General features: G+C 68.4%; 22 protein-coding genes. 6 read left to right on the top strand and 16 right to left on the bottom strand.

Annotated elements, in window-relative coordinates:
* Nucleotides 1-31: 31 nt before the first annotated feature.
* Nucleotides 32-3,661 carry a bifunctional proline dehydrogenase/L-glutamate gamma-semialdehyde dehydrogenase gene (locus tag LTH96_RS00630; RefSeq protein WP_241463684.1) on the bottom strand — a complete coding sequence of 1,210 codons (3,630 nt, stop codon included), beginning with the start codon at nt 3,659-3,661 and terminating at the stop codon, nt 32-34.
* A 149-nt stretch (nt 3,662-3,810) separates the two neighbouring features.
* On the opposite strand from LTH96_RS00630, the gene LTH96_RS00625 reads away from it, so the two are divergent.
* The gene (locus LTH96_RS00625) at nt 3,811-5,238 is read left to right on the top strand and encodes a GntR family transcriptional regulator (RefSeq protein ID WP_241463683.1); all 1,428 of its coding nucleotides are present in this window, start codon (nt 3,811-3,813) and stop codon (nt 5,236-5,238) included.
* Nucleotides 5,239-5,598: 360 nt separating this feature from the next.
* Here the strand turns inward: LTH96_RS00625 and LTH96_RS00620 are convergent, their stop codons facing one another.
* The 6 genes from LTH96_RS00620 to LTH96_RS00595 all read right to left on the bottom strand — a co-directional run bounded on the left by LTH96_RS00620 (nt 5,599) and on the right by LTH96_RS00595 (nt 11,621).
* Entirely contained in the window at nt 5,599-7,086 is a 1,488-nt protein-coding gene (locus LTH96_RS00620) for an HNH endonuclease signature motif containing protein (protein WP_241463682.1), read from the bottom strand.
* Nucleotides 7,087-7,184: 98 nt separating this feature from the next.
* Nucleotides 7,185-7,496 (bottom strand): hypothetical protein, encoded by a 312-nt coding sequence (locus tag LTH96_RS00615; RefSeq protein WP_241463681.1) that lies wholly within the window; start codon nt 7,494-7,496, stop codon nt 7,185-7,187.
* A gap of 113 nt (nt 7,497-7,609) precedes the next feature.
* Nucleotides 7,610-8,146 (bottom strand): DUF1648 domain-containing protein, encoded by a 537-nt coding sequence (locus LTH96_RS00610; protein WP_241463680.1) that lies wholly within the window; start codon nt 8,144-8,146, stop codon nt 7,610-7,612.
* Nucleotides 8,143-9,012, bottom strand: a complete 870-nt coding sequence (locus LTH96_RS00605; protein WP_241463679.1) for a PhzF family phenazine biosynthesis protein — start codon at nt 9,010-9,012, stop codon at nt 8,143-8,145. The genes LTH96_RS00610 and LTH96_RS00605 overlap by 4 nt, the downstream gene beginning before the upstream one ends.
* 57 nt (nt 9,013-9,069) lie before the next feature.
* On the bottom strand, nt 9,070-11,394 hold the full coding sequence (locus LTH96_RS00600; RefSeq protein ID WP_370644349.1) for a heavy metal translocating P-type ATPase: 2,325 nt from the start codon (nt 11,392-11,394) through the stop codon (nt 9,070-9,072).
* Nucleotides 11,395-11,399: 5 nt separating this feature from the next.
* Nucleotides 11,400-11,621 (bottom strand): heavy-metal-associated domain-containing protein, encoded by a 222-nt coding sequence (locus LTH96_RS00595; RefSeq protein ID WP_241463678.1) that lies wholly within the window; start codon nt 11,619-11,621, stop codon nt 11,400-11,402.
* Between the two features lie 117 nt (nt 11,622-11,738).
* Between LTH96_RS00595 and LTH96_RS00590 the strand changes: the two genes are divergently transcribed.
* Both LTH96_RS00590 and LTH96_RS00585 read left to right on the top strand, forming a co-directional pair.
* On the top strand, nt 11,739-12,095 hold the full coding sequence (locus LTH96_RS00590; protein WP_370642679.1) for a metal-sensitive transcriptional regulator: 357 nt from the start codon (nt 11,739-11,741) through the stop codon (nt 12,093-12,095).
* Between the two features lie 8 nt (nt 12,096-12,103).
* Nucleotides 12,104-13,066: a DMT family transporter gene (locus tag LTH96_RS00585; RefSeq protein WP_241463677.1), complete on the top strand. Its 963-nt coding sequence runs from the start codon at nt 12,104-12,106 to the stop codon at nt 13,064-13,066.
* A 4-nt stretch (nt 13,067-13,070) separates the two neighbouring features.
* On the opposite strand, the gene LTH96_RS00580 is transcribed toward LTH96_RS00585, so the two are convergent.
* On the bottom strand, nt 13,071-14,618 hold the full coding sequence (locus LTH96_RS00580; protein ID WP_241463676.1) for a hypothetical protein: 1,548 nt from the start codon (nt 14,616-14,618) through the stop codon (nt 13,071-13,073).
* A gap of 167 nt (nt 14,619-14,785) precedes the next feature.
* Between LTH96_RS00580 and LTH96_RS00575 the strand changes: the two genes are divergently transcribed.
* From LTH96_RS00575 to LTH96_RS00565, 3 genes are all read left to right on the top strand, one after another.
* The gene (locus LTH96_RS00575; RefSeq protein WP_241463675.1) at nt 14,786-15,577 is read left to right on the top strand and encodes a methyltransferase domain-containing protein; all 792 of its coding nucleotides are present in this window, start codon (nt 14,786-14,788) and stop codon (nt 15,575-15,577) included.
* Nucleotides 15,578-15,608: 31 nt separating this feature from the next.
* Entirely contained in the window at nt 15,609-16,646 is a 1,038-nt protein-coding gene (locus LTH96_RS13125) for a CPBP family intramembrane glutamic endopeptidase (RefSeq protein ID WP_241463674.1), read from the top strand.
* Between the two features lie 119 nt (nt 16,647-16,765).
* Nucleotides 16,766-17,095: a winged helix-turn-helix domain-containing protein gene (locus tag LTH96_RS00565; protein WP_241463673.1), complete on the top strand. Its 330-nt coding sequence runs from the start codon at nt 16,766-16,768 to the stop codon at nt 17,093-17,095.
* Here LTH96_RS00565 and LTH96_RS12875 read toward each other — a convergent pair.
* From LTH96_RS12875 to LTH96_RS00530, 8 genes are all read right to left on the bottom strand, one after another.
* Nucleotides 17,077-17,208: a hypothetical protein gene (locus tag LTH96_RS12875; protein WP_255727906.1), complete on the bottom strand. Its 132-nt coding sequence runs from the start codon at nt 17,206-17,208 to the stop codon at nt 17,077-17,079. The genes LTH96_RS00565 and LTH96_RS12875 overlap by 19 nt on opposite strands.
* Nucleotides 17,209-17,328: 120 nt before the next feature.
* Nucleotides 17,329-18,273: a tRNA (guanosine(46)-N7)-methyltransferase TrmB gene (gene trmB, locus LTH96_RS00560; RefSeq protein ID WP_241463672.1), complete on the bottom strand. Its 945-nt coding sequence runs from the start codon at nt 18,271-18,273 to the stop codon at nt 17,329-17,331.
* Between the two features lie 2 nt (nt 18,274-18,275).
* Entirely contained in the window at nt 18,276-20,216 is a 1,941-nt protein-coding gene (locus LTH96_RS00555) for a penicillin-binding transpeptidase domain-containing protein (RefSeq protein WP_241463671.1), read from the bottom strand.
* 71 nt (nt 20,217-20,287) lie between these two features.
* The gene (locus LTH96_RS00550; RefSeq protein ID WP_304653909.1) at nt 20,288-20,752 is read right to left on the bottom strand and encodes a heat shock protein transcriptional repressor HspR; all 465 of its coding nucleotides are present in this window, start codon (nt 20,750-20,752) and stop codon (nt 20,288-20,290) included.
* A 14-nt stretch (nt 20,753-20,766) separates the two neighbouring features.
* Nucleotides 20,767-21,762 carry a DnaJ C-terminal domain-containing protein gene (locus LTH96_RS00545; RefSeq protein ID WP_241463670.1) on the bottom strand — a complete coding sequence of 332 codons (996 nt, stop codon included), beginning with the start codon at nt 21,760-21,762 and terminating at the stop codon, nt 20,767-20,769.
* Nucleotides 21,763-21,793: 31 nt separating this feature from the next.
* On the bottom strand, nt 21,794-22,555 hold the full coding sequence (locus tag LTH96_RS00540; RefSeq protein ID WP_241463669.1) for a nucleotide exchange factor GrpE: 762 nt from the start codon (nt 22,553-22,555) through the stop codon (nt 21,794-21,796).
* 13 nt (nt 22,556-22,568) lie between these two features.
* Complete coding sequence (dnaK, locus tag LTH96_RS00535) at nt 22,569-24,425, bottom strand: molecular chaperone DnaK (protein WP_241463668.1); 1,857 nt, start codon at nt 24,423-24,425, stop codon at nt 22,569-22,571.
* A gap of 179 nt (nt 24,426-24,604) precedes the next feature.
* Complete coding sequence (locus tag LTH96_RS00530) at nt 24,605-26,083, bottom strand: NAD-dependent succinate-semialdehyde dehydrogenase (protein WP_241463667.1); 1,479 nt, start codon at nt 26,081-26,083, stop codon at nt 24,605-24,607.
* Between the last annotated feature and the right edge of the window lie 31 nt (nt 26,084-26,114).

The raw sequence follows: 26,114 nt of genomic DNA, 5'->3' as shown, positions 1-26,114 counted from the left end.
AATCCGCCTCGGCGAGTGACCTGGTCAAGCCTCAGACCACCGGCCGCTTGAGCTCCTGCGCCAATCGGTGGAAGTCCCGCGCGGGGTTTCCGAAGCGGTGCAGGGTCATCGAGACCGCCTGCTCCTTGAGCCAATAGCGCAGCTCCACCCGGCCGGAGGCGGTGACCTCATCGGCGATCAGCGCCACCTCAGGGCGCTCCGCGAGCCGCGTGCGCAGCTCGGAGTCCACGGCGCCGAGCACACGCACCCGCACCCCGACTCCGCGGTCATGCACACCGGCGGCAAGCGCCGTGGAGAACTGACCCGTGGTCTCCTGGGTCACCGTCAGCTTCAGCGTCCTGCGCCCCAGCTCCAGCGCCTTCGCAGTCGCGGGCGGCAGCTTGGGGTACGCCGAGATGCTCACCTCTGCCCCGGCGCGCTGGGCTGCGACCAGCGCGCGCAGCAGCTGAACCGCGGTGGCGTCCACGCCCACGCGCAGCAGCACGTCCTCACCGAGGTACCGGAAGATGTTCGCCTCGCTCTCCAGCCCGGTGCGGTCAGCGGGCTGACCGAACTCGGCCTCCCACCAGCGCTGATCATCGGCGGCGGCCGCTGCGAGCCAGGAGCGATCAGCCCCGGAGACGATCCCGGAGCTGACGGCTGAGTCCATGAGCCTCCCCACACTCTCCTCGACCACAGCCCTGGCGGAGCCTCCGGCAGGAGCCGCGGCACCCACCATGTCATCTTCCCAGCGACCGAAGAGCATGACATAGTTGGGGCCGCCGGCCTTGGAGCCCAGCCCCACCGAGGACTGCTTCCAGCCGCCGAACGACTGGCGCTGGACGATCGCTCCGGTGATGCCCCGGTTGACATAGGCGTTGCCGACTTGAACCCTGTCCAGCCAGGTGCTCACCTCCGCGGGCTCCAGCGAGTGGATGCCACCGGTGAGCCCGAAGTCGACCTGGTTCTGCGCGGCGATGGCCTCGTCCAGGTCAGTGGCCTCCATCAGCCCCAGCACCGGTCCGAACACCTCGGTGAGGTGGAAGAAGGATCCGGGCTTCACGCCGTCCTTGATTCCCGGGGACCACAGCAGGCCGGTGTCATCGAGCTGCCTGGGCTCCAGGAGCCAGGACTCACCGGGCTCAAGGGTCGTGAGCGCGCGGCGCAGCTTCTCGCTGGGCTCCTCGGTCAGCGGGCCGACGGTGGCGGCAAGGCTGCTCGGCCAGTCCACGACCATCGATGAGGCGGCGTCCACCAGCTGGCGGCGGAACCGCTCCGAGTCATAGACGCTGCCCACCAGGATGCCCAGCGAGGCGGCGGAGCACTTCTGCCCGGCGTGGCCGAAGGCCGAGGTGACCAGGTCCGCCACTGCCAGGTCGCGGTCCGCCGAGGGGGTGACGATCAAGGCGTTCTTGCCGGAGGTCTCGGCATTGATCGCCAGCGCGGGCTTCCAGGAGCGGAACATCGCGGCGGTCTCGGAGGCGCCGGTGAGGATCACCCGGTCGATTCCGTCGTGGGAGACCAGGCGCTTGCCGTCCGCGCCCTCGAAGGGATAGACCCCGTGCAGCACCTCGCGCGGAACGCCCGCATCCCAGAGCGCATCCAGGATCGCCATCGAACAGTGCGGAGTGTGGTTCGAGGGCTTGTGGATCACCGCGGCACCGGCGGCCAGCGCGGCGAAGGTGCCGCCTGCCGGGATGGCGAGCGGAAAGTTCCACGGCGGGGTGATCAGCACCAGGCGGTCCGGGATGAACCGGGCATGCTCGACCTGCTCGATCTCCAGGGCACTGTGCGCGTAGTAGCGGGCGAAGTCGATCGCCTCGGAGATCTCCGGATCCGTCTGGGCCACGGATTTGCCCACTTCAGCCGCGGCGATCGAGACCAGATGTCCACGACGCGCAGCCAGGATGTCTGCGGCCCGGTAGAGGATGCGGGCCCGTTCGACGGCGGGGCGCGCCGCCCACGGCTCGGCCGCCGCGCGCGCCTGGGCCACCAGCTCGTCGATGCGCTCGCCGCTGATCTTCTCCGGCAGCGACTGACCCTCCAGCCAGCCTGGCTGTGACGCGCGGGCAACGGCGTCCGCGGCCCAGCGCTGGTTCGCCGGCAGCGCGGGATCGGTATCGGGCTCGTTCACGAAGGGCGGGAGGGCGGCGGCGTCGTCGCTCTTCAGCTCGCCCGCGCTCGACAGCGCTTCAGCACCCTGCCGCTCTTCGAGACTGCGATCCTGGGTGTGCTGCGGGCCGGGCGCGGTGTGGCCGTGCTTGCTGAGGATCTCTTCCAGCAGCGCCAACGAGTCACGGAAGCGCTGGGCCTCGCGCTCGAAGACCTCGCTGCCGCGGCCGGAGCCGTCCACCTCCAGCTCGAAGATGCCTGACATGAAGTTCTCGCTGGCAGCGTTCTCCTCGAGCCGGCGGACCAGGTAGGAGATGGCCACGTCGAACTCGGCGGGGCGCACTGCCGGGACGTAGAGCAGCAGCTGGCCGACGTCGGCGCTGACCGCCTCGGCCTGCTCGGTGGCCATGCCCTGGAGCATCTCGAATTCCATCTGCCCGGTGACACCGCGCTCGGCGCCGAGCAGGTGGGCGAAAGCGATGTCGAAGAGGTTGTGTCCGGCCACTCCGATCCGCACCCCTGCCATGTTCTCCTCGGTCAGCAGCCAGTGCAGGACGAGCTTGTAGTTCGCGTCCGTGGCCTCCTTGGACTCACAGGTGACCTGGGGCCAGCCGGCGATTTCGCCGTGGACCTTCTCCACAGCCAGGTTCGCGCCCTTGACCAGGCGGATCTTGATCCCTGCTCCGCCTGCCGCGACCCGGGCGTTGGCAAACTGAGCAAGCTCCTGGGTCGCGCCGAGCGCATCCGGGAGGTAGGCCTGCAGCACGATGCCACCCTCGTAGTGCTTCAGCTCGGGGCGCGAGAGCAGGGTCTTGAACACCGCGATGGTCAGGTTGAGGTCGCGGTACTCCTCCATGTCCAGGTTGATGAACTTGGATCCCGCGGGGGCCTTGGCCGCCTCCTGGTACATCGGGATGAGCCGGGCGACCACATAGTCCACGGTCTGCTCGAAGCCCCACATGGAGATCTGCGAGGCGATGGAGGAGACCTTGATGGAGACGTAGTCGACGTCATCGCGGCGCAACAGGTCGACGGTGTCCTGCAGGTGCTTGTCCGCCTCAGCCTCTCCGAGCACCGCCTCGCCGAGGAGGTTGATGTTCAGCCGATGCCCGTCCTGCTTGATCGAAGCCACGGCCTTGCCGAAGGGCTTGTCTCGGGCATCGACGACCATGTGACCGACCATGGATCGCATCCGCGCGCGGGCCGCGGGGACGACGACGTCGGGCAGCGTCTTGGCCAGCGCGCTGCCGGCGCGGATCTGCGCCCGGTCCAGCGAGGAGAGCGTGTCTGGGGCGAGTCCGCCCAGCTCAGCGAGCGCGGAGGCGGCGGCCCTGGTGTCCTCGGTGCGGATGACCCGGTCCACGAATCCCACCGTGAAGTCCAGGCCGTTGGGGTGGGAGAGCACAGCGGAGAGTCGCTGGGCGGACTTGTCCGCGGCGGCGTGGTTCTTGCTCTGCTTGCTGGGCTTGCTGGAACCCGTCTCACCGGGGCCGCGCTGCAGCCAGCGGGTGACCTTGGAGACTGCGGCCTCGGAAAGGTCGGTGAGCTCGGCGGTGTTCTGAGTGGACATCGGGGCCTCATTTCACGCAAGGATGCGGGTTCAGCTGTCGGAGTGCTCGGTCTACTGACTTCCAGTGTGTGTCGTCACACACTCGGGAAGCACCCCATGACGGGTTTTCTCCGTATCTTTTGAGTCATAAATGGTGGAGACTGGCAAGCATGCAGACCACCGGTCGGGGCCGCCCGCGGATCCAGGACACGGCTGATGACATCGTGGCCAGCGTGCTCGCGACGGCCGGGGCGAGGGTGAGCACACCGGACTTCTCCACCCGGCGCATCGCCGAGCTCACCGGACTGAGCCAGACGCTGGTCAGCCGCGCCTGCCGGAGGATCCGGCGGGCCCGCGCAGGCGGGGCCGGTGGGGGCACCGATGGCGACTGCGGGGACGAACGGCTCGGCGGGGCTCCGGATCCGGCGGTCGGCGACCTGGTCGTGACGGAGCTGCAGGTGAGGTTCCCGCGAATCATCTTGCGCTTCGCCCCTCAGGCGAGAACCGCCATCCGGCAGCAGACCGTCGCGGAACGTCGGTCCACTGCCCTGATGGCCTCATTGCACGCTTCGGAGGCCGCGCGCTGGCGGGTCCGGGATGCCGGCGCGGCTCACCCCGCAGAGGTCGCCGTTCACGACCCAGACCAGCTGAGCGCCTGCTGGGACGCCAATGCCCCCGATTGGGATCAGTTCCTCGACCGCACAGCTGCACTGCTCAGCCTCTGTGCGCCGACCGCCGACGCGATTCCCGGTGACCTGCTGGATCTCCTGGCCCGACGTGCCGGACGAGGACTGCACGGCACAGAGTGGCAGCGAGGGGCCCAGCAAAACGAATTTTCTTCTGACTCAGATTCCGAATTGGGCGCCGAAGATGCCGCGCTGCCCACCGACCCGGAGCGGTCGCCGCGGAACCGCTGGTTCTCCCAGGTGGAGCTCTCGGTGACTGAACAGATCGCCATCGCACTGCGCCGGGAGATCACCAATTCGGGCTTCCTCGCGGGCGACCGCCTCTCTCCTGACGTGCTCGGCAGTCAACTCGGACTCGGCCGCAGCGCCGTCCGCGCGGCGATGAGCCGACTGGTCGATGATGGGCTGTTGGACTTCCATCAGGGAAGCTTCAGGGTTCCCGCAGTGACCGGGGCGGACGTCGTCGACCTGTACGCAGCCCGACTGCACCTCGGGATGGTCCTGCTCAGGGCCTGCGCGGTGCAGCCCCGGCACCGGATGCTGCCGGTCCGACTGGCGCTGGGGGCGGTGGAGGCGGCGGCGATTCAGGGCACCCGGTTCGATGTCGGTCTGACGGATCTGCAATTTCAGCAGGAGCTGGCGGAGGCGTCCGGGTTGAGCCAGTCCGCGCGGGGGTTCCACGCACTGACCCTGCGGGTGCGGATGTTCATCGCCGTGCTGCGCCTGGACTACAGCCCCGCGGTGGAGCGCATCGTCAGCGATGACCGGCGCATCCTGACCGCGGTGCTGGCCGGAGACGCCGAAGCTGCAGTGCGGGCCTGGCGGTTGAAGCTCGACAATGCCGTACGGCACATGTCTGCGCTGGCTCCGGAGTCCTTCGACGCTGAGCTGTGGTCACGGCTGAGCCGGTAGCCGCTCAGCCGGCGAGTCGGTGCACCGGCGCCTTGGGGATCATCAGCGGCGCCGGCCCCTGGGTCCTCGATCACGCGCAAGTCGACACCGAAGACGCGGTGCCTTCGGCGGCGATGCGGCCGTCCTACATCGCGACGATATGCGAGGCGCAGCGCCGCACCTGGTTGATGTTTTCCAGCACCTGCCGCTCCTCCTACCCGGAGGTCAGGCCGGAGGCGGAATGTCGGTATTCGTCGGTCATGGGATCCTTCGTGGCGACGGACCCCACACCGGGGCATCGGACAGGGCCGCAGACCGGAAACCTGGGCAGGATCTTCGCGCTGGCAACACTCCCCCAGGGGTGCTGTCATCAGGGCCGGCCTACGGGCTCGCCGGGGGTGGACGGTCGGCGGGAACGTCCAGGAAACCTGCGGTCTTGAGCCGATGATGTTTGCGACACAGCGCCCACAGGTTGGCCGCCGTGGTCTGGCCGTGGGGCCATGGGATCTGATGATCGATGTCGCAGTGCTCAGCTGCAACCATGCATCCCGGCGCTTGGCAGGTGCCATCGCGGAACTCGATGGCCCGACGAAGGAGCTTGGGCACGAATCGGCTCTCATAGACCCGGATCAGGGGCTCGAACGCCGCCACGTGTGGAGCGGACGCGACATCCGGTGGAGCGGGCGCGGCGTCGGATGGAGCGGACCGGACGGCTGGGACCGGCGCCGGCACCGGGGTCCAGGTGATCTGATGTTCTTCGCTGAGGATGATCCGCCGGATCATCTCTGCCGGATAGGCGTGCCGCCGATTTCGGCTCAGCGCGGGCTGCCCAGCACCCCGAGGCGTGCCCGTGGCCCAGCCCGAACCCGACAGCAAGGTCTCGGGCTCGATCAGAATTCCGACGTGGGCGTTGATGGGTGTGCCGGACTCACTCTGACCGGCGAGCAGCCAGTGCGAGACGAGATCTGCCTCCCGCTGGGCCTGGGTCCTGGGATCCCCCGCTTCTCGGTTCGTCGGAGCTGCGGCGCGCTCTGAGGAACCGTCACCGGCCACCCCGACAGGGTCCTCGGCGGGTCCCAGCTTCGGTGCCTCCCACCCGGCGTCCGACCCAGCATCAGGTCCGCCACCCGGGAGGCCGAGCCAGTCGAATCCACCCGGAGCGCCAGCAGCGCTGGTCATACCCCCGGCGCCGACCCTCCCCACCACCGGCCGTTCGACACAGGGATCGTAGGGGACGTCCTGCCTCGGGCTCCGGGCAACATCCACCAACCGGTTCTTGATGGCCTCAGCGGTGAGAGTGGGCAGCATCGCGTGAAGGATGCTGACTCCATCCTCCAGATGCTCCAGCCATACCCGGCGTTCGGCATGGCTGCGGCGACACCGCTGCACATGCTGGTCAGGCTCCATTCGAGCCACAAAACGGTTCAACCAGGCGTTCAGCCGCGCCGGCCGATGGGTCAGTGCATAGGTCGCGGCCTCGGCGTCGAGGCGTTCCCGGTGCAACGGAGCGACGAGGCGTTCAGCCGCTGAGATCACACGGACCAGAGAACGGACGGGAACATCTCCGGCACGCACCGCGCCCCACACTCGCGGCAGGTGGTGCCGGGCGAAACAGGCCTGTTGGTACTGGGTGTACACGTGCCCCTCGCTGGCCCCCAGGGCCTCTGCCGCATTCATGATGGCCGCCGATTCGGCGGTCGCATGACCGCGAGCGCTGCGCATGAGCTCGGGCTCGATCACCGCGGTGTCACGCAGGAAGGACTCCACGTAGTCCACAAGCAGGCGCAGCTGCTCCGCCTGACCTCGATTCAGCTGCCGCTGGGACTCCCGCAGCGGCTCTGCATTCGGATCAGTGAGTGCAACCTGCATGATTCGAATATATCTTCTAATAGGGTGAGATTCAATAGTTCAGTTCATGCCAGTTTGGTTTTGTTTGAAGGGATGTCGAGGGGTCAGCGAGACCCGTCTCAGGGACGCACCATCGGGATGTCCGTGATGGCGGAAGCGCCAGGATCCCGCTTCTCAGTTCCGTCGCAGCGGAACCCATTGCGGCGGTAGAACGCCATGGCACGAGGGTTCTGCTTGGCCACCCAGAGACTGACCGGCCCTGCCATCGCGAAGCCGATGATCTCGCCGTCGGACTCTGCGACCCGGATGCTCCACTCGGCCCGCTGCTCGGAGAGGATCCGTGCCCACATCTCGCGGCGCTGACGAGAATGCCCTTCGGTGAAGAACTCGGCGGGGAGCAGGTCCGTGTAAGTCTCTTGCCAGGTGGTCACGTGCGCCGCCGCGATGTGATTCGCATCCTCGCGCCGCGGCCGCCGGATCAGCGCGGCCGCCGGATCAGCGCAGCCGCCGGATCAGCGCGGTCGAGGACCCTGGCGCCGTCGACTCAGTCATCAGCCCAGCCCTCCGGAGCTCGGTAGCGCCGGCTCCTGAACATCATCAGGGTGACCCCCACGAGCACCGCGGCGTAGACCAGGATCGCCACGGTCAGCGTGGGATCACCCGAACCGTCGGCCGCGCGCACCAGCCCGGCGGTGATCCAGGCGAGCAGCAGGTAGGTGGCGCCGAAGATCAGCTCGAGATCCGAACTCATCCGCCGGTTCAGCTCCGGCCGGCGCTCCGGCGTGGTCCAGTACGCTTCGGCGCTGGTCGAGGGCAGCGAAAGCAGCTCGGGGCTCACGCGGCTGATCAGCACTCGGCAGCCGAGGACCACCGCGAACACCACCGCCCCTGTGACTGCCGCGGCGCTGAGAACCCAGGTCTTGGACGCCCAGCGTGTAGGTGTCCCATCGAAGCCGAGATGCGCGGGCAGCGGATCTGGTCCGTCGAGCGCGATCCAGGCGAGCACCCCCGTATAGACCAGCAGGCCGACGATCAGCGCGAGCCTGCCCGGAATGAGCGTCGCGCCGCGAGCCTGGATCACACCGATGGGCCGAGCTCCCCCACCTCGATGGTTCCGCTGACCGCGACATCGGTCCGGCCGCCGACCCAGAGCGACTCGCCCTCGCCCTCGATGTGCACCCGGCCGCGACGCTGCAGCACCGTGCCCTGGCTGGCCACGTAGGGCGGAGACATCTTGCCCGAGTACTCCAGCCACTGCGCCACCGAGGCGTTCAGGCTTCCGGTGACCGGATCCTCGCGCAGCGCGCCGGTGTCGTCTGGGAAGAAGGCGCGCAGCTCGAGAGCGGTGTCCGCACCCTCGGGCTGCCGGGCGACCACACCGAGGAAGCGGTACTCCGGATCGGTGATCCTGCCCAGATCCGGGGTCACGCCCAGCACGGTCTCGGCGTTGTCCAGCAGCAGTGCGACCCACCCGGGACCGTTGTCCACCCAGGCCGCGTCCAGCACCTGATCAGGGGTGATGCCGAGCGCGTCGGTGAGCATCTCGCGGGCCGCCTTCGGGATCGGCCCCGACCGCACCAGGCCGGGTGCGCCGAAGGAGAGCGTGTGATCGCCGATCTGCACCGGAACCAGACCCACACCGCATTCCTGGACGACGACGCCGGCTGATCGCGGCTCGTGCCCGAGGTCCAGCCAGGCGCGCGCCGAGCCCAGCGTGGGGTGCCCGGCAAAGGGCAGCTCCTTGTCCAGGGCGAAGATCCGCACCCGGTAGTCCGCCTCCGGCGTGGTCGGCGGCAGCAGGAAGGTGCACTCGGAGAGATTGGTCCAGCGCGAGATGGTGCGCATCTGCTCGTCGCTGAGGCCCTCGGCCTCGGCGATCACCGCGACGGGATTGCCCATGAATGGTCCGTCGCCGAAGACGTCGACCTGGCGAAATGGCTTCAACATGGGCTCATCTTAGACAGGGTTCCGCGGCGCGGCACCCTGACGCCACGGAGATTCTGCTCAGACGCCCTTGAACCCGCGCAGCCGCAGGCTGTTGCCCACCACCGAGAGCGAGGAGAACACCATCGCGGCGCCGGCGAGCATCGGGTTGAGCAGGCCCAGCGCGGCCAGCGGAATGGCGGCGACGTTGTAGCCGAAGGCCCAGAACAGGTTGGACTTGATCACTCGAAGTGTCCGGCGCGAGAGCGCCAGAGCATCGACGACCGAGCGCAGGTCTCCGCGCATGACAGTGATCCCCGCGGCGTTGATCGCCACATCGGTGCCCGTGCCCATGGCGATGCCCAGATCCGCCTGGGCCAGCGCGGCCGCGTCGTTGACGCCGTCGCCGACCATGGCCACTGTCCGTCCCTGCTCCTGGAGCCGGATGATCGCGGCCACCTTGTCCTGCGGCAGCGCCTCGGCGATGACCTCATCGATGCCGACCTCGGCGGCCACCCGGTCTGCGGCGCCGGCGTTGTCACCGGTGAGCAGCACCGTAGAGAGTCCCATGGCAGAGAAGCGGGCCACGGCCTCGGCGGAGGTGTCCTTGACCGCATCCGAGACGATCAGAACCCCGGCGAAGCTGCCGTCGACTGCGACCAGGACCGGGGTCGATCCCTGCGACTCGGCCTGGGCGAGCAGCCCGGCGACCTCGGCCGGAAGCTCGATCCCCTGCTGGCGCAGCAGCTCGCGGCGGCCCACCGTCACCGTGCGCCCGGAGACCGTCCCGGAGACGCCGTACCCCTGGTGGTTCGTGAAATCGCTCGCCTCAGACAGCTTCCCGGAGGTCGAGCCGAGGGTCTCGCGCGCCGCATTGGTCACGGCGCGGGCGATCGGGTGCTCGGAGGCTGACTCCAGCGCGCCGGCGAGACGGAGCAGCTCGGCGTCGTCGTCAGCGGAATCCGGAGCGCTCCAGGCGCGTGCCGAGTGCATCGCGGCGAGCTTCATCGCCCCCGTGGTCACCGTGCCGGTCTTGTCCAGCACCACTGTGTCGATGCCGCGCGAGGCCTCGAGGACCTCGGGGCCGCGGATGAGGATCCCCAGCTGCGCGCCGCGGCCGGTGCCCACCAGCAGTGCGGTGGGTGTGGCCAGCCCGAGCGCGCAGGGGCAGGCGATGATCAGCACGGCCACGGCGGCGGTGAACGCGAACTCCGCAGAGGGGCCGAGGAACAGCCAGATCAGCAGGGTGACCAGCGCGATGACCAGCACGATGGGCACGAAGATCCCGGAGATCCGGTCTGCCAGCCGCTGGACCTGGGCCTTGCCCGACTGCGCCTCCTCAACCAGATGGGCCATCTGGGCCAGCTGGGTGTCGGAACCGACCCTCGAGGCACGGACGATCAGTCGTCCGGAGGAGTTCATCGTGGCCCCGGTGACGCTGTCACCCTGGGTGACCTCCACCGGCACCGATTCTCCGGTGAGCATCGACATGTCCACCGCGGACGCGCCGGTGACCACGGTGCCGTCGGTGGCGATCTTCTCCCCCGGGCGCACGATGAACTCGTCCCCGACGGCGAGTTCGCGCACCGGGATGAGCACCTCGGAGCCGTCGCGCAGCACCGAGACCTCCTTGGCTCCCATGTTGAGCAGCGAGCGCAGCGCCTGCCCGGCGCTGGACTTGGAGCGCTTCTCGAAGTACCTGCCCAGCAGCAGGAAGACGGTCACCGCAGCGGCGACCTCGTAGTAGATGCTGGCAGCGCCCATGTGGTGGGCGGCGTCGGAGAGCCAGGGCGGCTCGGCGAAGAACACGAACTCGTGCCGCAGCCGCGGGTCACCGGCAGCGCCGAAGATCATGGCGTAGAGCGACCAGAGCAGCGCCGCGAGCGTGCCCAGTGAGATGAGCGTGTCCATGGTGGCGGCGCCGGCGCGCGCATTCAGCGCCGCGGCGCGGTGGAAGGGCCACCCGGCCCAGAGCACCACCGGCAGGGTCAGTGCCAGCGAGACCCAGTTCCACCAGGGGAACTGCAGCGCCGGGATCATGGCGAGCAGCACCACGGGCACGGTGAGCACGGCGGAGATCAGCAGACGACGACGCAGCCCGACCAGCTCCCGTGCGGCCGGGCTCGCAGCGGAGGGCTCCTCGGTGAGCGGCGCCGGCTCCTGGGCGCTGTATCCGGTCTTCTCCACCGCCGCGATGAGCTCCGCGACGGTGGAGTCGCGGTCGACGGAGCTGCGGTCGGCGGCGTCGCGGTCTGCGAAATCCGCAATCTGGACAGCAGCCTTCTCGGTGGCGTAGTTTACGGTGGCCGTGACACCGTCGAGCTTGTTGAGCTTTCGTTCGACGCGCTGCGCGCAGGCGGCGCAGGTCATCCCGCCGATCTCGAGCTCGATGCGCCCGGTGCTCACCGAGCTCACAGCTGGCGCACGGCGTCGTAGCCGGCCTCGTCCACGGCGGCGAGGACGGTCTCGTCGGTGAGGACTGCGTCGTCGGTGACAGCTATCTCCAGGCGCCCCGTGTCCGCGCTGACCTCCAGGCCGGAGACGCCGGGGAGCTGCTCGACCTCTGCCCGGATGGCGCTCTCGCAATGTCCACAGGACATTCCAGTGACGCTGTAGCGGCGGGTGTCGGTCATGATGGGCTCCTCGGCAGACGAATGGTGGGGCAAGAACATTCTCAAATATACCCCCTCAGGGTATATTTGTGGAACACAGCTCATATAGTGGTGGCCTCGGCCACCTGAGGAGGATCCATGGACAGCGCAGCGCTCGACGACCCTGGCAACATCCCTGCCAATGCCCCTGCCGACACTGCGACCCAGGAGCAGCATCATGGCTATATGACGCAGAAGGACCGCTACCTGGGGCGACTGCGCCGGATCGAGGGGCAGGCCCGCGGGATCCACCGGATGGTGGAGCAGGACACCTACTGCATCGACATCCTCACCCAGATCAGCGCCACCACGGCGGCGCTGGAGAACGTGGCGATGGCGCTGCTGGAAGACCACCTCCGGCACTGCGTGGCCGACGCGGTCGCCGTCGGCGGGGATGAGGCCGAGGAGAAGATCCAGGAAGCCACGGCAGCCATCCGCCGCCTCGTGAAGTCCTGACCACTCATATGATGACTCCCGCACGCGGCGTAGCCCTGATGGTGGTGGGCACCCTCGCCATGGCCGCCTCTGCGGCGATGATCTCCGCGATCGACGGCGAGCCGCTGAGCGTCGCAGCCTGGCGCTGCCTGCTCGCGGTGCCGATGCTGCTGCCGCTGGCGGCCTGGGAGCTGCTGCGCCGCAGGGGAAGGGCCAAGCTCTCGCGCCGCACACTGGTCGGAGCGCTGATCGCCGGGGTCGCGCTGGGCGTGGACTACAGCTTCTACAACACCTCGATCAACATGATCGGGCCCGGCATCGCAACCGTGCTGATCAATGTGCAGGTCGTGATCCTGCCGCTGATCGCGTGGGCCATGGAGGGCGTGCGGCCGATGCGCCAGCTGGCGCTGATCATCCCGCTGATGCTCGCCGGGGTGGCGCTGACCGCCGGCGCACTGGATCTGGGGAACGTCCAGCTCGCGGGGGTGCTGGCCGGACTCGCGGCAGGCACCGGGTATGCGCTGTACCTGGCGATCATCCGGCGCACCGCGCCCAAAGAGTCTCGGCGCCACAAGTCCGCACCCTTCACGATCCTCAGCCTGGTCTGCCTCTCGGCAGGGGTCACCACCGCGCTGGCCGCCACCGGACTTGGTCGCCTGGAGGTGCCGGAGGGGCTGGGCGGATGGGGGGCGATGCTTGCGCTGGCCTTCGTGGGCCAGGTGCTCACCTACCTTTGCTTCAACGTCGCCATGACCGCGATCTCCGAGACCGCGTCCAGCACGCTGATGCTGCTCTCCGCGGTCTTCGCGGTGGCACTGGCCGCGGTGCTCTTCGCCGACATCCCCAGCGCCTGGCAGCTGATGGGCTGCGCGATGATCATCGGCGGAGCCTGGTGGACCGCAGCGGCGGCACGAAGAAGGGCCGGAGGCGTGGTGCCCCCGACCCTTCCTGTGGACTCAGCCGTGGAGAGCGGACTGAGTTCGCGACACTGAGGGATCAGTGATCATGATCGTCGTGCTCGTCATCGGCGGGCTGGTCTTCAGCGTGATCATGATCGGCGTGCTCGTCATCGGCATCCTCGCCTTCGGCGGGCTCACCATCGTCGTGCTCGTCGTCGGTGTGGCCATGCCCCTCGTGGGCCTCGTCCTCCCCGTGTTCACCCTCATGTTCCGCCGCCCCCTCGGCCGGCCGACCGTCGACCGCGGCGATCTCGTTCGGGGTGAAGTCCAGCTCGGCTGAGTTGATGATCTCCATCGAGCCGAGATCCACCATGTGCAGCGCCTGCGCGTCGGGCTCGGTGATGTAGGCGATGTCGCCCACCACGCGGATGGCCGGGCTCGGCTCCTGCCACTCCTCCGGCTCGGTCCACTCCTCCATGATCTCCAGATGGTCGGTGTGCTCCCCGGTCTCTGCATCGATCACGTGCAGCTGGCCGTCCTCGGCGAGGACGAGGGCTTCGCCCTCAGGTCCGCGGGCGAGGGATCGGAAGTTATAGGCGGCGTCGAGGTCGACCAGGGAGATCTCCTCATCTGCGGCGTCCACGAGTGCGACCTGGGTCATCGGCTCTTCGCCGTCCTCATCCGTGTTGTAGTCCCCTAGGAAGATCGAGGAGTCCTCGGCCGGGAAGAGGTTGCCGATGCGCGCATACTCTTCAGCGGCGGCGATCTTGGAGAACTCGGCGCCGTCGAAGACCATCATGCCGTCCTCGCAGCCCACCGCGATCATGCCCTCGGGGCCTGCCGCCTCGCCGTGCAGCCCGGGGCACTCCTCGCTGCGCGCGACCTCCTCGCCGTCGGCGTCCAGCACGCGCGCACCGTTGCTGCCATCTTCATCGCCCAGGGTCTCGAAGCGACCTCCGTCGGCGAAGACCGCGGCCACGCCGTGGTGCGCCTCCTGCGTCTCGGCCACCTCGGTCTCCAGCTCCGAGTCAGCCCCGAGGTCGAGGTCGGAGAGCTCAGCGAGCTCATAGCTGTGGATCTCGCCGCTGCCGTCGAAGAACAGCGTGCCGACACCGTCGTGGGAGACCACGTGCCCAGGAGCGGGACCATCCACGGTCACATCGCTGAGGTGCGGATCGGTGGTGAAGTAGTCATTGTGATCCCCATGCGGCTCGCCCCAGGTGCCGCCGTCGATCAGCCGGAAGGTCTCACCCTCGCTGAGGAAGAAGTGCCGACCATCGCCGGCAGGGTTGACTCGGAGAAAGCCTTCGGCCTGGTGCTCGCTGAGCACCTCCAGACTCGCGCCGTCGAGCACCGAGACCCCGCCGTCGTGGGTGATCGCCAGGCGTGGGCTGGGGCCGCCGGCGGCAAGGGTCTCCCGGTCGGAGGGCTCGACGACGGCAGCTTCAGCAGCCGCCTCGTCCTCGCCGTCGGAGGTGTCGTCGGCGGTGTCGTCGGCGACATCGGAGGCCGCGGTCGGCTCAGCGGATGCGGCGGTCTCCCCCTCAGCGGCTTCGCCATCCCCGGACGCACCGTCGGCGCAGGAGACCAGTGCCAGGGCGGAGATCATGAAGACGGAGGGCAGAGTGAGGTGTCTGGTGATCATGCGAATCATTCTTGTTTAGAGCCAGCTTAATTGCAACTCGTTCGCATTACCGTCCGCCGGGGTCACGCCGCCTCCCGGCTACACCACCCTCCGCGGCCAACGCGATCCGGTGTCGGATTGTGTCGACTCCCGCGCGGCGCGCCAGCACCCCGATTTAGACTCGGACCATGCCCAGTACCCAGTGGAACCCGGGTGCGTATCTGACCTACGCCTCCGAACGAACCCAGCCCTTCATCGACCTGCTCCAGCGTGTGCGAGCCCCCCAGGCAGACCGAATCGTGGACCTCGGATGCGGGCCCGGCAACGGGATGCCGGTGCTGCGCGGGATGTGGCCCAAGGCATGGATCACCGGAATCGACTCCTCGGAGGAGATGCTTCAGCGAGCCGGCGAGGCGACCGATGACGATCGGATCTCCTATACCCGCGCGGACATCAGGGATCTGGACCTTGAACGACAAGCGGATCTGATCGTCTCCAATGCCGCGCTGCAGTGGATCCCCGAGCACCGCGAGCTGCTGCCCTCCATCATGGACAATGTGGCCGCCGGCGGCGCGCTGGCGGTCCAGGTTCCGGGCAACTTCAACGCCCCGAGCCACCAGCTGCTCGCCCAGTTCGCCGCGAAGAGCCCCTATGCCGCGCACATCGACCCGGAGTCGCTGCTCAAGCCCACCTCGGAGCTGAGTGAGTACATGCTCGACGTCTCCCTGCCCGGATGGGAGGTCGAGGCCTGGGAGACCCGGTACCACCACGTGCTGCAGGGTGAGGACCCGGTGTTCGACTGGATCTCTGCGGCGGCGGCGCGTCCGGTGCTCGAGGCTCTCCCCGCAGATGTGCGCGAGGAGTTCATCACGGAGTACAAGGCCGCGCTGCGCGAGGCCTACCCGGCGACCAGGATCGGCACGATCCTGCCGTTCCGGCGGCTGTTCTTCATCGCCCGGCGCAGCACCGGGCGCGGCTGAGCATTCCAGGCTGAGCCGGTAGGGTTCTCGCGTGACTGTTCCTGCCTCCGCCCTGACCACGACGCCGCGCACTCCCCTCGTCATCCTGAGCACCTTCGTGCTGGTGGCGCTGACGCTCGGCTGGCTGATCGCCCTGCCCATGGTGCTGATGAGCCCGGAGGAGCGCAACAGCGCACCGCTCGGTGTGTACTACAACCTCTTCATGCTCACCCCGGCGCTGGCCGCGGTGACCGCCTATGTGCTGGAGCGCCGTCAGCCGCTCGGCGTGCTCTACGGCCATCATGGGGATGTGGCCCCCGGGGAGAATGCGGTCTCTGTGGAGACTGCGCAGCCCGCCCGGGTGTTAAGACCACAGAGCGTGACCGACGCGCTGGGAATCACCCCGCTGCGCCCGGTGCGCCGGCTCCTGAGCTGGTCCGTGCTGGGACTGCTGCTCTTCTTCGCCTTCAGCTTCGCGGCGCTGCCGCTGGGCGGCGCGCTCGGGGTCTACCCCTTCGACCCCTCGATGCCGATCTTCGTGCAGGACCTGAGCTCGCGGCTCGGCCAGGACGCCACCGAGTTCATCGCCACCGGCATGCTGGTGGAGGTCGGGGTGATCTTCTCCGCCGCGGTGCTGGGCGTGTTCCTCCACGCCGGGATCGAGATGGGCTGGCGCGGCTACCTCTTCCCCCGGCTGCAGCTGCGCTGGGGCCCTCGCGCCGCCGTCGTGCTCACCGGGGTGATCTCCGGGCTCTGGTACGCCCCGCTGCTGGCGGCTGGGTTCTTCTATGACCAGACCCCGGTGTTCCAGGCGCTGGCGCTGATGCTCGGCTACGCGATCATCATCGGCGGGGTGCTCGCCTGGCTGCGGATGCAGTCCGGCTCGATCTGGCCCGCCGCGTTCGCGCAGTCGATGATCTCGGCCGCGGCGATCCTGCACTTCTGGTTCGCCAGCGCAGGCGAGATGGTGGACCTGCGTCAGGCCACGCTGCAGGGGCTCTCCGGCTGGATCCTGCCGGGGCTGCTGCTGCTGGGGCTGCTGATCTTCGCCCGCCGCGCCTTTCCGCAGAATTCACAGGAGCGTCGCTGAGGAGTCCCGGACACATCAGCGTCACACCGCCGACAACGCGGAGAAACGCCCTCCCTCTAGCCTGGGGTCCAGGCAGCCCAGCAGCTGCCTGGACGCAGGCCTCACGGGGAGGAGCGGCGATGATGGTTCCGGCCGAGCAGCCGGTGGCGGGAGGCTCTGCGCTGCGTCTGCACACCCGATCCGGGGAGATGAAGGTCAGCGGCGACACTCTGCACCTGCCGCATCCGGACGCGGCTCCGGTCCAGCTAGCACCGGGTCCGCTGGCACTGCTCCGCGCGCTGATGAAGGCCCAAGGTGCCGTGCTCTCCAGGGAACACCTGCTGGCGGTGCTGCCGCACTGCGGCTCAGAGCACGCCCTTGAGATGTGGGTCTCGCGGCTGCGCCAATCACTGCCTGACCCGTCGATGGTCAAGACCGTGGTCAAGCGCGGCTACCGGCTGGTGGTCTGACCCACGAGAGCGTCTCCGCCGGTCTCCGGATCACAGCCGCCGCCCCACCCACCGGTGGCGAAGTCGCAGCGCTGCACGCCGTCGAGCACCACGCTGCTCACCGTGCTGCTCACCGCGGGGGCGGCATGTTTCTCCCGCAGCGCGTGCGTGACTCCTCCTGGGTCCAGGCAGGGTGGCAGGCAGAACGCCGTGGTGTGACTGGGCGCGAGCGTCTTCGGTGTTCCGGGCTGGCGCTATGGCTCCCGGATGAAGGTCAGGTCAAAGATCCTGCGGCCGACGGCCAGCGCTTTGGTCTCGAAGTCGGTCTGGACGCGCCCATCGAACCGGGGAGCCCAGCCGCCGTCGTCGTCCCGGGCCTGGTGAAGCTCCAGCGGCGCCGGCTCCTTGCCCATCGAGATGGCGTCCAGATCATGGAGGCGGACCTCGGTCAGCGGCGAGTCATCCCCCGCCCGCTCCCCCGCATGGAGGTTCCTGAACTGGGAGGAGGCGCCGATCAGCGAGCGCATCTGCACGGCGTAGCCGGACCAGTCGGTGGCCAGGCGCCAGACTCCGCCGGCAGGCAGGACTCTGGCGACCCTCTCGATGAACCCCGCATCGACGAGCCGACGCTTGTTGTGCTTCTTCTTGTGCCAGGGGTCGGGGAAGAAGATCCAGACCTCGGCGACCTGACCGGGGGCGAAGAGCTGATCCAGGACCTCGGGCGCATTGGCCACGGCGACCCGGACGTTGCTCAGCCCCTCGCGGCGGATCCTGCTGACCAGCTGGGCGGCGCCGGGCTTGTAGACCTCGATGGCCAGGAAGTCCTTCTCCGGACTGGCGGCGGCGGCATGGGCCACCGCCTCCCCGGAGCCCGAACCGATCTCTACGATGATCGGGGCGGTGCGGCCGAACTCGGCCGCCCAGCCGACGCGGAAGCCCTCGGCCACGGAGGTGTCGCGCTCTCCGTGCGGGATGTCCAGCAGCTCCTCCCCCAGCGCCGCGTCCCAGGTCCGCTGGTAGCTGGGCTTGAGCCGGTTGCTGCGCCGGACGAAGGAGAGCGGTCGGCGCATGGGCAGCGGAGGTCGGGAGTCCCCGGGATCGGTGTGCTCGGGATCGGCGTGCTCGGGATTGGTGTTCCCGGGGTCAGAATTCTTGGGGTCAGAGGTGTCAGGCTGGGAGATGTCGGGCTGGGAAGTCACCGCTACAGGATAGCGGAGGCCCCCTCCAGGAACTCCTGCAGCAGCGGTCCGTTGGTGGATCCGCCGAACTCCCCCTCCTCGAGGAAGATCGCCACGGCGAGGTCTCCCTGCATCGCGATGACCCAGGTGTGGGAGTAGGAGTCATCGCCGTCCCCTGCCTCCGCGGTGCCGGTCTTGGCGTAGATCCGCTCGCCCGGGACGTCCACGAGCGACTCCAGCGAGCCGAAGTTCACGGTGTCGGTCATCAGCGTGCGCAGGTCCTCGGCCTCGGCTTCTGTGATCCCGCTCTCCGGGGTCTCCGACTCCTCCGGCACGACCAGGTGGGGATGGACGGTCCTGCCGGTGGCGATCGAGGCGGTCACGGTGGCCATGCCCAAGGTGGAGGACTCCACCACGCCCTGGCCGAAGAGATTGGAGGCATGGAGGTTGAGCTCGGAGTCCTGCGGCACCGATCCCATCCGTGCGGGCACGCCCAGGTGCGTCTCCTCGACGATGCCGAGGTCGAGCGCGGCCTGGTGGACCTCCGCAGAGGTCACATCGTCGTAGGCGTCGGCGAAGACGGTGTTGCAGGAGACTGCCACCGCGTCACGGAAGGGGATGTCTCCGAGGTACTCGGAGGGGAACCCGGTGTAGTTGCCGAAGGACTGCCCGTGCACGGTGGTCTGGTTCGAGCAGCTCACGTCGGTGTCGGGGGTGAGTCCGTCGCGCAGCATGGCGAGCGAGGAGACCACCTTGAAGGTGGAGCCGGGCGCGTAGGTGGATTGGGTGGCGATCTCCACCTGGCCGCCGTCCGGGTCGTGGCTGGCGGCGGCCAGGACGCCGCCGTCGGAGGGTCGGATGGCGACGATCGCCCCAGAGGCGTCCTGATCTTCGACGATCTCCTGGGCGAGGTTCTGCAGCCGCGGCACCATGGTGGTCTCCACGTCTCCGCCGTCGGCGGGGGCCACCGAGTACAGGGGCTCGCCGTCCTTCTGGATCGCCATCCCCGGAGCTCCGCGCAGGGTCTGCTCGTAGGAGGCCTGGATGCCGGAGGTGCCGATGGTGTCGCCGACGCTCAGGCTCGGGTCTGCCTCCAGGGACTCGGCGGTCACCGGTCCCACCCGGCCCAGCAGCAGCGGGGCGAAGTCCCGGGAGTCCGCCAAGGACATCTGGTCATAGATGCCTGAGGCGCCGGGGATCGCTTCGACGTCGGTGGCGGTCACGTCGTCTTCGGATCGGCGCAGCGTGATGGCCTCCACGAAGGCCAGGTCTCCGCCGCCGAGCACGCTCTCGACGTAGGGGTCCACCGGGATCTCGACCAGCTCGGCGAGCGCCTCGGCGGAGGAGCGCAGCGTATCTTGATCGGCGGGCTCGCCGTCCTGGGCGAGCTGGGCCTTGTCGATGCCCAGCCGGACGACGTCGCGGTTGTAGACCATGGCCCGTCCGTCGTCGTCCATGATCCGGCCACGGTCGGCGGGGGTGGTGGCCAGGCTGATCGACTCGGTGCCGGCATAGTCGGGCATGATGATCTCTGGCGTGGCTTCCACTGCCCAGACCTCGGTCTCCTGGTCGTAGACCAGTTCGGCGGTGGTCTCATAGGTCCAGGCCTCGCCCTCGATGCCGAGCTCCTCCAGTTCCCAGCTGTGCTGAAGCGGGACTGTGGCGGTGACCGGGCGGGGTGAATCCTCCGGCGGCTCATCGAGCACGACCTCGCCGGTGCTCACCTCAGGGGTGAGCTCCTCGAAGGGCGCGTGGAGATTCTCCACGGCCGCCGTCATGGTCTCGGGGTCTCCGGATTCAAAGCTCAGCGCGGAGAAGTCACCGCTGGAGATCGCGGAGGCCAGCGCATCGGCGGCCTCTTCCACGGTCTCGGACGGGTCGGCGCTGCAGCCGGTGAGCACCATCACGGCCGCGACCCCCACCGCGCTCGGAATGATCAGCCGGGAGCGAGAGGAGACAGACATGACCTGATTATTGCGGCACCGTGGGCGCGTCTCGGGCAGGACTCGCGGGGTGCGCACAAAGGGTCTCCAGGTCAGCGACGACGAGGGCCGGGCTCCCAGAGGACCAGCGCCTGGGTGTTGGCCCTGGCGCGGCGTCCACGGGCGACGGTGACGACGTCGCCGTGCGGACCCACGGCGAAGAATCGCGGCTTGGTGGAGTGCCGCTGCGATTCGCGCAGCTCGTGGCGCAGCGCGTCCACCGTCTCTTCGAGCACCTCCACCCGGTTCTGCAGATCGAGGATCCTGCGGATGCCCTCCAGCGAGACCCCATCCTGGGAGAACTGCTGGATCTGGCGGAGCTGCTCGATGTTGTAGGGAGAGTATCTGCGATGTCGCCCGCCCTGGCGCCGCGGGGTGACCAGACCGATCCGGTCATACTGGCGCAGCGTCTGCGGGTGCATGTCGGCAAGCTCGGCGGCCACGGAGATGACGAACATCGGCGCGTGCCGGTGTTCGGGCTCGAGCATCCGCGAGTCCAGAATCCGGGGGTCACGCATCCGGGGGTCCACCATCACAGCACCGCCTTCGCCTCGAGGCCTTTCCGGGGATCGAGCCCCTTGGTGGCTTCCGCATAGGCCTTCACGGCCTCGACCGCCTCGGCGGAGAGGTCCTTGGGAACCTCCACCTGAACCGTGACCAGCATGTCGCCGGCGACCTCGCGGCCCTTCTCCTTCCGGCGCACGCCGTGGCCCTTGAGCCGGAGCACGCGCCCGGAGGTCACTCCGGCAGGGATCTTGATGTTGACCTTCTCGCCGTGGACCGTCGGAACCTGCACCGCGGTGCCCAGCGCCGCCTCGTCGAAGGCCACGGGCAGGTGGATGCGGATGTCGTCGCCCTCGCGCTCGAAGAACCTGTGGCCGGAGACGGCGACCTCGACCAGGAGGTCACCGGCGCCGCCGGAGCCGCGCTGACCCTTGCCCTTCACGCGTACCTTCTGGCCGGTCCGGATCCCCGCGGGGATCCGGACGTCGATGACGCCGCCATCGGGCTCGCGCAGACCCACGGTGGTGCCACGGATGGCCCCACCGAAGGAGATGGTGGTCCGCGCGGTGCGGTCGGCGCCCGTCGCAGGGGCTCCGCCTCCGCCGAAGCGGCCGGAGCCGCCGAACCCGCCGGGTCCCCCGAAGAGGTCCGAGAGGTCGGGGCCGCTGGCGCCGCCGCGGCCGGAGCCGCCGCGCGCACCGCCGGCGCCTCCGTTGAAGAGGTTGCCGAAGAGATCTTCGAAGCCGCCTCCCCCACCGGGGCCCGGGCCGCCCGAGAACCGGGCGCCCGAGCCCATGGCGCGGACGGCGTCGTACTGTTCGCGCTGCTCTTTGTCAGCCAGCACGGAGTGAGCCTCAGCGACGTCCTTGAACTTCTGCTCGGCAGCATCATCACCGGGGTTCTTGTCGGGATGATGCTTCCGGGCGAGCTTTCGGTACGCCTTCTTGACGTCCTCCTCGGAGGCATCGCGGGAGACGCCGAGGATTGCGTAGAAATCTTTATCGATCCAGTCCTGTGAGGCCATGGCGCCTCCCTCCTTTCTGCTGCTTAGAGATTCAGCTCTGCTCGGGCCCGGAAGAGACCATCACCTGGGCCGCCCGGAGCAGGCGGTTCCCGTGGCGATAGCCGGCGCGCAGCACGATGGCCACGTGGTCGGCGGGGATCTCTTCATGGGGCTGAGCCATGATGGCCTCGTGCTGGTTGGGATCGAATGCTTCACCGATCTCTCCCAACACCTCCAGACCCTGGCTCTGCAGCACCGACTCCAGCCGGGTGGCGATGTGCGCGAAGGGGCCATCCTGGAGATCTCCAGCCTGGCGGGCCGAAGAGATGTCGTCCAGGACCGGCATCAGCTCGGTGATGAGCTGACCCTTGGTCCGGTCGCGCTCGGTCGCCCGATCGCGCTCCACCCGTCGGCGGTAGTTGATGTACTCGGCCTGAAGCCGCTGCAGGTCAGCCTGCAGCTCGGCCTCGCGCACGCCGTCCTCGGCAGGAGCATCCTCGCGGATGCTGTCCTCGGCCAGGAGCGCCTCCGGGTCCATCGCCATGGCGGCGTCAGCGATCGTCTCCTCCTCCGTGCCACGGAGGAACTCATCAGCCGCCTGGATCCGCTCTTCGGGCTCGGTCTCGACGCCCCCGGTGATGCCGTCCTCAGCGGAGGCCTGAGTGAGCTCGGGCTCCTCGGCCACACGAGGGTCGGCATCCTCCACGGGGAGGTCCTGCAGAATCTTCTCGGCCTGGGCCAGCGGGTCCTGCACGGGATCCTGCTCGTCGGGCTCTTCGCCGCTGGGAACCTCAGGGTTCTTGTGATCTGCCATGTGTCAGACCCCCTTACTTCTTCTCGGCTTCGTCCTCTTCGTCGACGACCTCTGCGTCGACGATGTCCTCATCCTCGTCCTGCGCGGGCTCGCCGGTGCCATTGGCAGCGGCGTCCGGGGCCTGCGCGTAGAGCGCCTCGCCGATCTTGACCTGGGAGGCCTGCAGCTTCTCGAACGCGGCGTTGACCTCGTCGGCGTTGTCCTCGCCCTCGAGCGCCTTCTTGAGCTCGTCGACGTCGGCCTGGACCTCGGTCTTGACCTCCTCGGGCAGCTTGTCGCCGTTGTCCTTGAGCAGCTTGTCCACGGAGTAGGCGGTGGACTCGGCGGCGTTGCGCTTCTCAGCGGCCTCGCGACGGACCTTGTCCTCCTCAGCGTGAGCCTCGGCGTCGGCGACCATGCGATCGATGTCTTCCTTCTCCAGCGAGGTGCCGCCGGTGATGGTCATCGACTGCTCGGTGCCGGTGCCCTTGTCCTTTGCGGAGACGTGGACGATGCCGTTGGCGTCGATGTCGAAGGTGACCTCAACCTGGGGCACGCCGCGGGGCGCCGGCGCGATGCCGGTCAGCTCGAAGGTGCCCAGTGCCTTGTTGTCCCGGGTGAACTCGCGCTCTCCCTGGAAGACCTGGACCGCCACGGAGGGCTGGTTGTCCTCGGCGGTGGAGAAGACCTCGGAGCGCTTCGACGGGATGGCCGTGTTGCGCTCGATCAGCTTGGTCATCACTCCGCCCTTGGTCTCGATGCCCAGGGACAGCGGGGTGACGTCGATGAGCAGCACGTCCTTGCGCTCACCGGCGAGCACGCCTGCCTGCAGGGCTGCGCCGACGGCGACGACCTCGTCCGGGTTGACGCCCTTGTTGGCGTCCTTGCCGGCGAGCTGCTTGACCAGGTCGGCGACTGCGGGCATGCGGGTGGAGCCGCCGACGAGGATCACGTGGTCGATCTCTGCGATCTTGACCCCGGCCTCCTTGATGACGTCGTTGAACGGCTTCTTGGTGCGGTCCAGCAGGTCCGAGGTCATGTCGACGAACTTCGCCCGAGACAGGGTCTCGTTGACGTGCACCGGGACGCCGTCGTTCTGGGTGGCGTAGGGGATGTTGATGTTGGCGCTGGAGGTGGAGGAGAGCTCCTTCTTGGCGCGCTCGGCCTCTTCCTTCAGACGCGGCACGGCGATCTTGTCCTTGGAGAGGTCGACTCCCTCCTTGGCCTTGACCTGCGCGACGAGCCAGTCCATGATCCGCTGGTCCCAGTCGTCGCCGCCGAGGCGGTTGTCACCGGAGGTGGAGCGGACCTGGATGGTGGAGAAGTCATCCTCATCCTTGCCGACCTCGAGCAGGGAGACGTCGAAGGTGCCGCCGCCCAGGTCGAAGACCAGGATGAGCTCGTCTTCCTTGCCCTTGTCCAGGCCGTAGGCGAGTGCCGCGGCGGTGGGCTCGTTGACGATGCGGGAGACCTTCAGACCGGCGATCTCTCCGGCCTCCTTGGTGGCCTGGCGCTCGGCGTCGTTGAAGTACGCCGGCACGGTGATGACGGCTTCGGCCACGTCCTCGCCCAGGTAGGACTCGGCGTCGTGCTTGAGCTTCATCAGGGTGCGGGCGGAGATCTCCTGCGCGGTGTACTTCTTGCCGTCGATCTCGGTGGACCAGTCGGTGCCCATGTGGCGCTTGACCGATGCGATGGTGCGGTCGGGGTTGGACACGGCCTGGCGGCGTGCCACCTCGCCGACGAGGACCTCGCCGGACTTGGAGAATCCGACGACCGAGGGGGTGGTGCGCGCACCCTCGGCGTTGGCGATGACGGTGGGCTCGCCACCTTCGAGAACTGTGACGACCGAGTTGGTGGTTCCGAGGTCGATACCTACTGAGCGGGACATGCGATCTCCTTTCGAGAGCGGTGTTGAGTGAACTGCACTCAAGTCTTGTCCTCGCTCGACGTGGTGTCAAACTGACTTGAGTGCAGGTGACTCAACTTTCTACTCCCGGTCCAACCACAGCCTCACAGATTCCATTCCCGCGTGAGTTCTGCGCCGCCGCAGAGGCAGCCACAAGGTGCTCACATGGCGATGCCGATGTACTTGGTCTCGAGGAACTCCTCGATGCCGGTGTCGCCGCCCTCACGACCGAGTCCCGACTCCTTGATCCCGCCGAACGGGGCCGCGGGGTTCGAGACCGCACCCTGGTTCAGCCCCACCATGCCGGACTCCACGGCCTCGGCGACGCGGATGCCGCGGCGCAGGCTCTCCGTGTAGACGTAGTTGACCAGTCCGTATTCGGTGGAGTTGATCCACTCGACCACCTCGTCCTCGGTATCGAAGGGGGTCAGCGGAGCGACGGGTCCGAAGATCTCCTCATGACGCATCCGCGCTCCGGCGGGCACGTCGGTGAGCACCGTGGGCGGGTAGAAGTAGCCCTCGCGATCCACCGGGGTGCCCCCGATGAGGACCTTGGCGCCGCCGTCGACCGCGTCGGTGACCAGCTCATCGACCTTGTCCAGCTGCTTGGCGTCGACCAGCGGCCCGACGCGCACACCGTCCTCCACGCCCCGGCCCAGGGGCAGCTTCTCCATCTCTGCGGAGAGCTTCTGCGCGAACTCATCGATGACGGAGCGGTGGACGAAGATCCGGTTCGCGGCGGTGCAGGCCTCGCCGGTGTTGCGCATCTTGGCCAGCAGCGCACCGGCCACGGCCGCGTCGAGGTCAGCGTCCTCGAAGACCACGAAACCTGCGTTTCCGCCGAGCTCCATGGAAGTGCGCAGCACCCGCTCGGAGGCCTGCTCCAGCAGCTTGCGCCCGACTCCGGTGGAGCCGGTGAAGGAGAGCTTGCGCGCGATGCCGGAGCGGATCAGCGGCTCCATCACCTTGCCCGAGGTGGAGGTCACCAGGACATTGACGGCACCTGCGGGAAGGCCTGCCTCGTGCAGGATGTCGGCGAGCGCGAGCATCGACAGCGGGGTGAGCTCGGCAGGCTTGATCACCGAGGTGCAGCCGGCGGCGATGGCCGGACCGAGCTTGCGGGTCCCCATGGCGAGCGGGAAGTTCCAGGGGGTGATCAGGATCGCGGGGCCCACCGGCTGCTTGGTCACCAGGAAGCGGGCGCCGCCGGCGGGGGCGGTCTGGTAGCTGCCGCTGATCCGGGTGGCCTCCTCGGCGAAGTGCCGGAAGAACTCGGCGGCGTAGGCGACCTCGCCGTAGGAGTCGCTCAGCGGCTTGCCCATCTCCAGGGTCATCAGCAGGGCGAGATCATCCTTGCGCTCGTGCATCAGCTCGAACGCGCGCATCAGGATGTTCGCGCGCTCCCGGGGCGGCATCGCGGCGAGTCCGGGCTGCGCGGCCTCGGCGGCCTTCAGCGCGTTCCAGCCGTCCTGCGCGGAGGCGTCGGCCACGGTGCAGAGCAGCCTGCCGGTGGAGGGATCGTTGACATCCAGGGTGGCCCCGCCTTCGGCGTCCACCCATTCGCCGCCGATGTAGAGGCGCTTGGGAGCGGCCTCGATCAGGCTGGATTCGCGTTCTGCGGTGATGGTCTGCTCTGCCATGTGTCCTCCTTGAGAGGGTGCGATGGGCGTG

The organism is Nesterenkonia sp. LB17 (assembly GCF_022565915.1).
Lineage (GTDB): Bacteria > Actinomycetota > Actinomycetes > Actinomycetales > Micrococcaceae > Nesterenkonia.
This window is presented reverse-complemented; position numbering and strand designations above follow the sequence as displayed.

Excerpts from the sequence above, each read along its gene's own strand:
- LTH96_RS00585 (WP_241463677.1), top strand. The coding sequence starts at position 12,104 with ATGATGACTCCCGCACGCGGCGTAGCCCTGATGGTGGTGGGCACCCTC.
- LTH96_RS00605 (WP_241463679.1), bottom strand. The coding sequence starts at position 9,012 with ATGTTGAAGCCATTTCGCCAGGTCGACGTCTTCGGCGACGGACCATTC.
- LTH96_RS00555 (WP_241463671.1), bottom strand. The coding sequence starts at position 20,216 with ATGTCTGTCTCCTCTCGCTCCCGGCTGATCATTCCGAGCGCGGTGGGG.
- LTH96_RS00625 (WP_241463683.1), top strand. The coding sequence starts at position 3,811 with ATGCAGACCACCGGTCGGGGCCGCCCGCGGATCCAGGACACGGCTGAT.
- LTH96_RS00565 (WP_241463673.1), top strand. The coding sequence starts at position 16,766 with ATGATGGTTCCGGCCGAGCAGCCGGTGGCGGGAGGCTCTGCGCTGCGT.
- LTH96_RS00550 (WP_304653909.1), bottom strand. The coding sequence starts at position 20,752 with ATGCGTGACCCCCGGATTCTGGACTCGCGGATGCTCGAGCCCGAACAC.
- LTH96_RS00590 (WP_370642679.1), top strand. The coding sequence starts at position 11,739 with ATGGACAGCGCAGCGCTCGACGACCCTGGCAACATCCCTGCCAATGCC.
- LTH96_RS00580 (WP_241463676.1), bottom strand. The coding sequence starts at position 14,618 with ATGATCACCAGACACCTCACTCTGCCCTCCGTCTTCATGATCTCCGCC.
- LTH96_RS00620 (WP_241463682.1), bottom strand. The coding sequence starts at position 7,086 with ATGCAGGTTGCACTCACTGATCCGAATGCAGAGCCGCTGCGGGAGTCC.
- LTH96_RS00630 (WP_241463684.1), bottom strand. The coding sequence starts at position 3,661 with ATGTCCACTCAGAACACCGCCGAGCTCACCGACCTTTCCGAGGCCGCA.
- LTH96_RS00540 (WP_241463669.1), bottom strand. The coding sequence starts at position 22,555 with ATGGCAGATCACAAGAACCCTGAGGTTCCCAGCGGCGAAGAGCCCGAC.
- dnaK (WP_241463668.1), bottom strand. The coding sequence starts at position 24,425 with ATGTCCCGCTCAGTAGGTATCGACCTCGGAACCACCAACTCGGTCGTC.
- LTH96_RS00595 (WP_241463678.1), bottom strand. The coding sequence starts at position 11,621 with ATGACCGACACCCGCCGCTACAGCGTCACTGGAATGTCCTGTGGACAT.
- LTH96_RS00530 (WP_241463667.1), bottom strand. The coding sequence starts at position 26,083 with ATGGCAGAGCAGACCATCACCGCAGAACGCGAATCCAGCCTGATCGAG.
- LTH96_RS00575 (WP_241463675.1), top strand. The coding sequence starts at position 14,786 with ATGCCCAGTACCCAGTGGAACCCGGGTGCGTATCTGACCTACGCCTCC.
- LTH96_RS00545 (WP_241463670.1), bottom strand. The coding sequence starts at position 21,762 with ATGGCCTCACAGGACTGGATCGATAAAGATTTCTACGCAATCCTCGGC.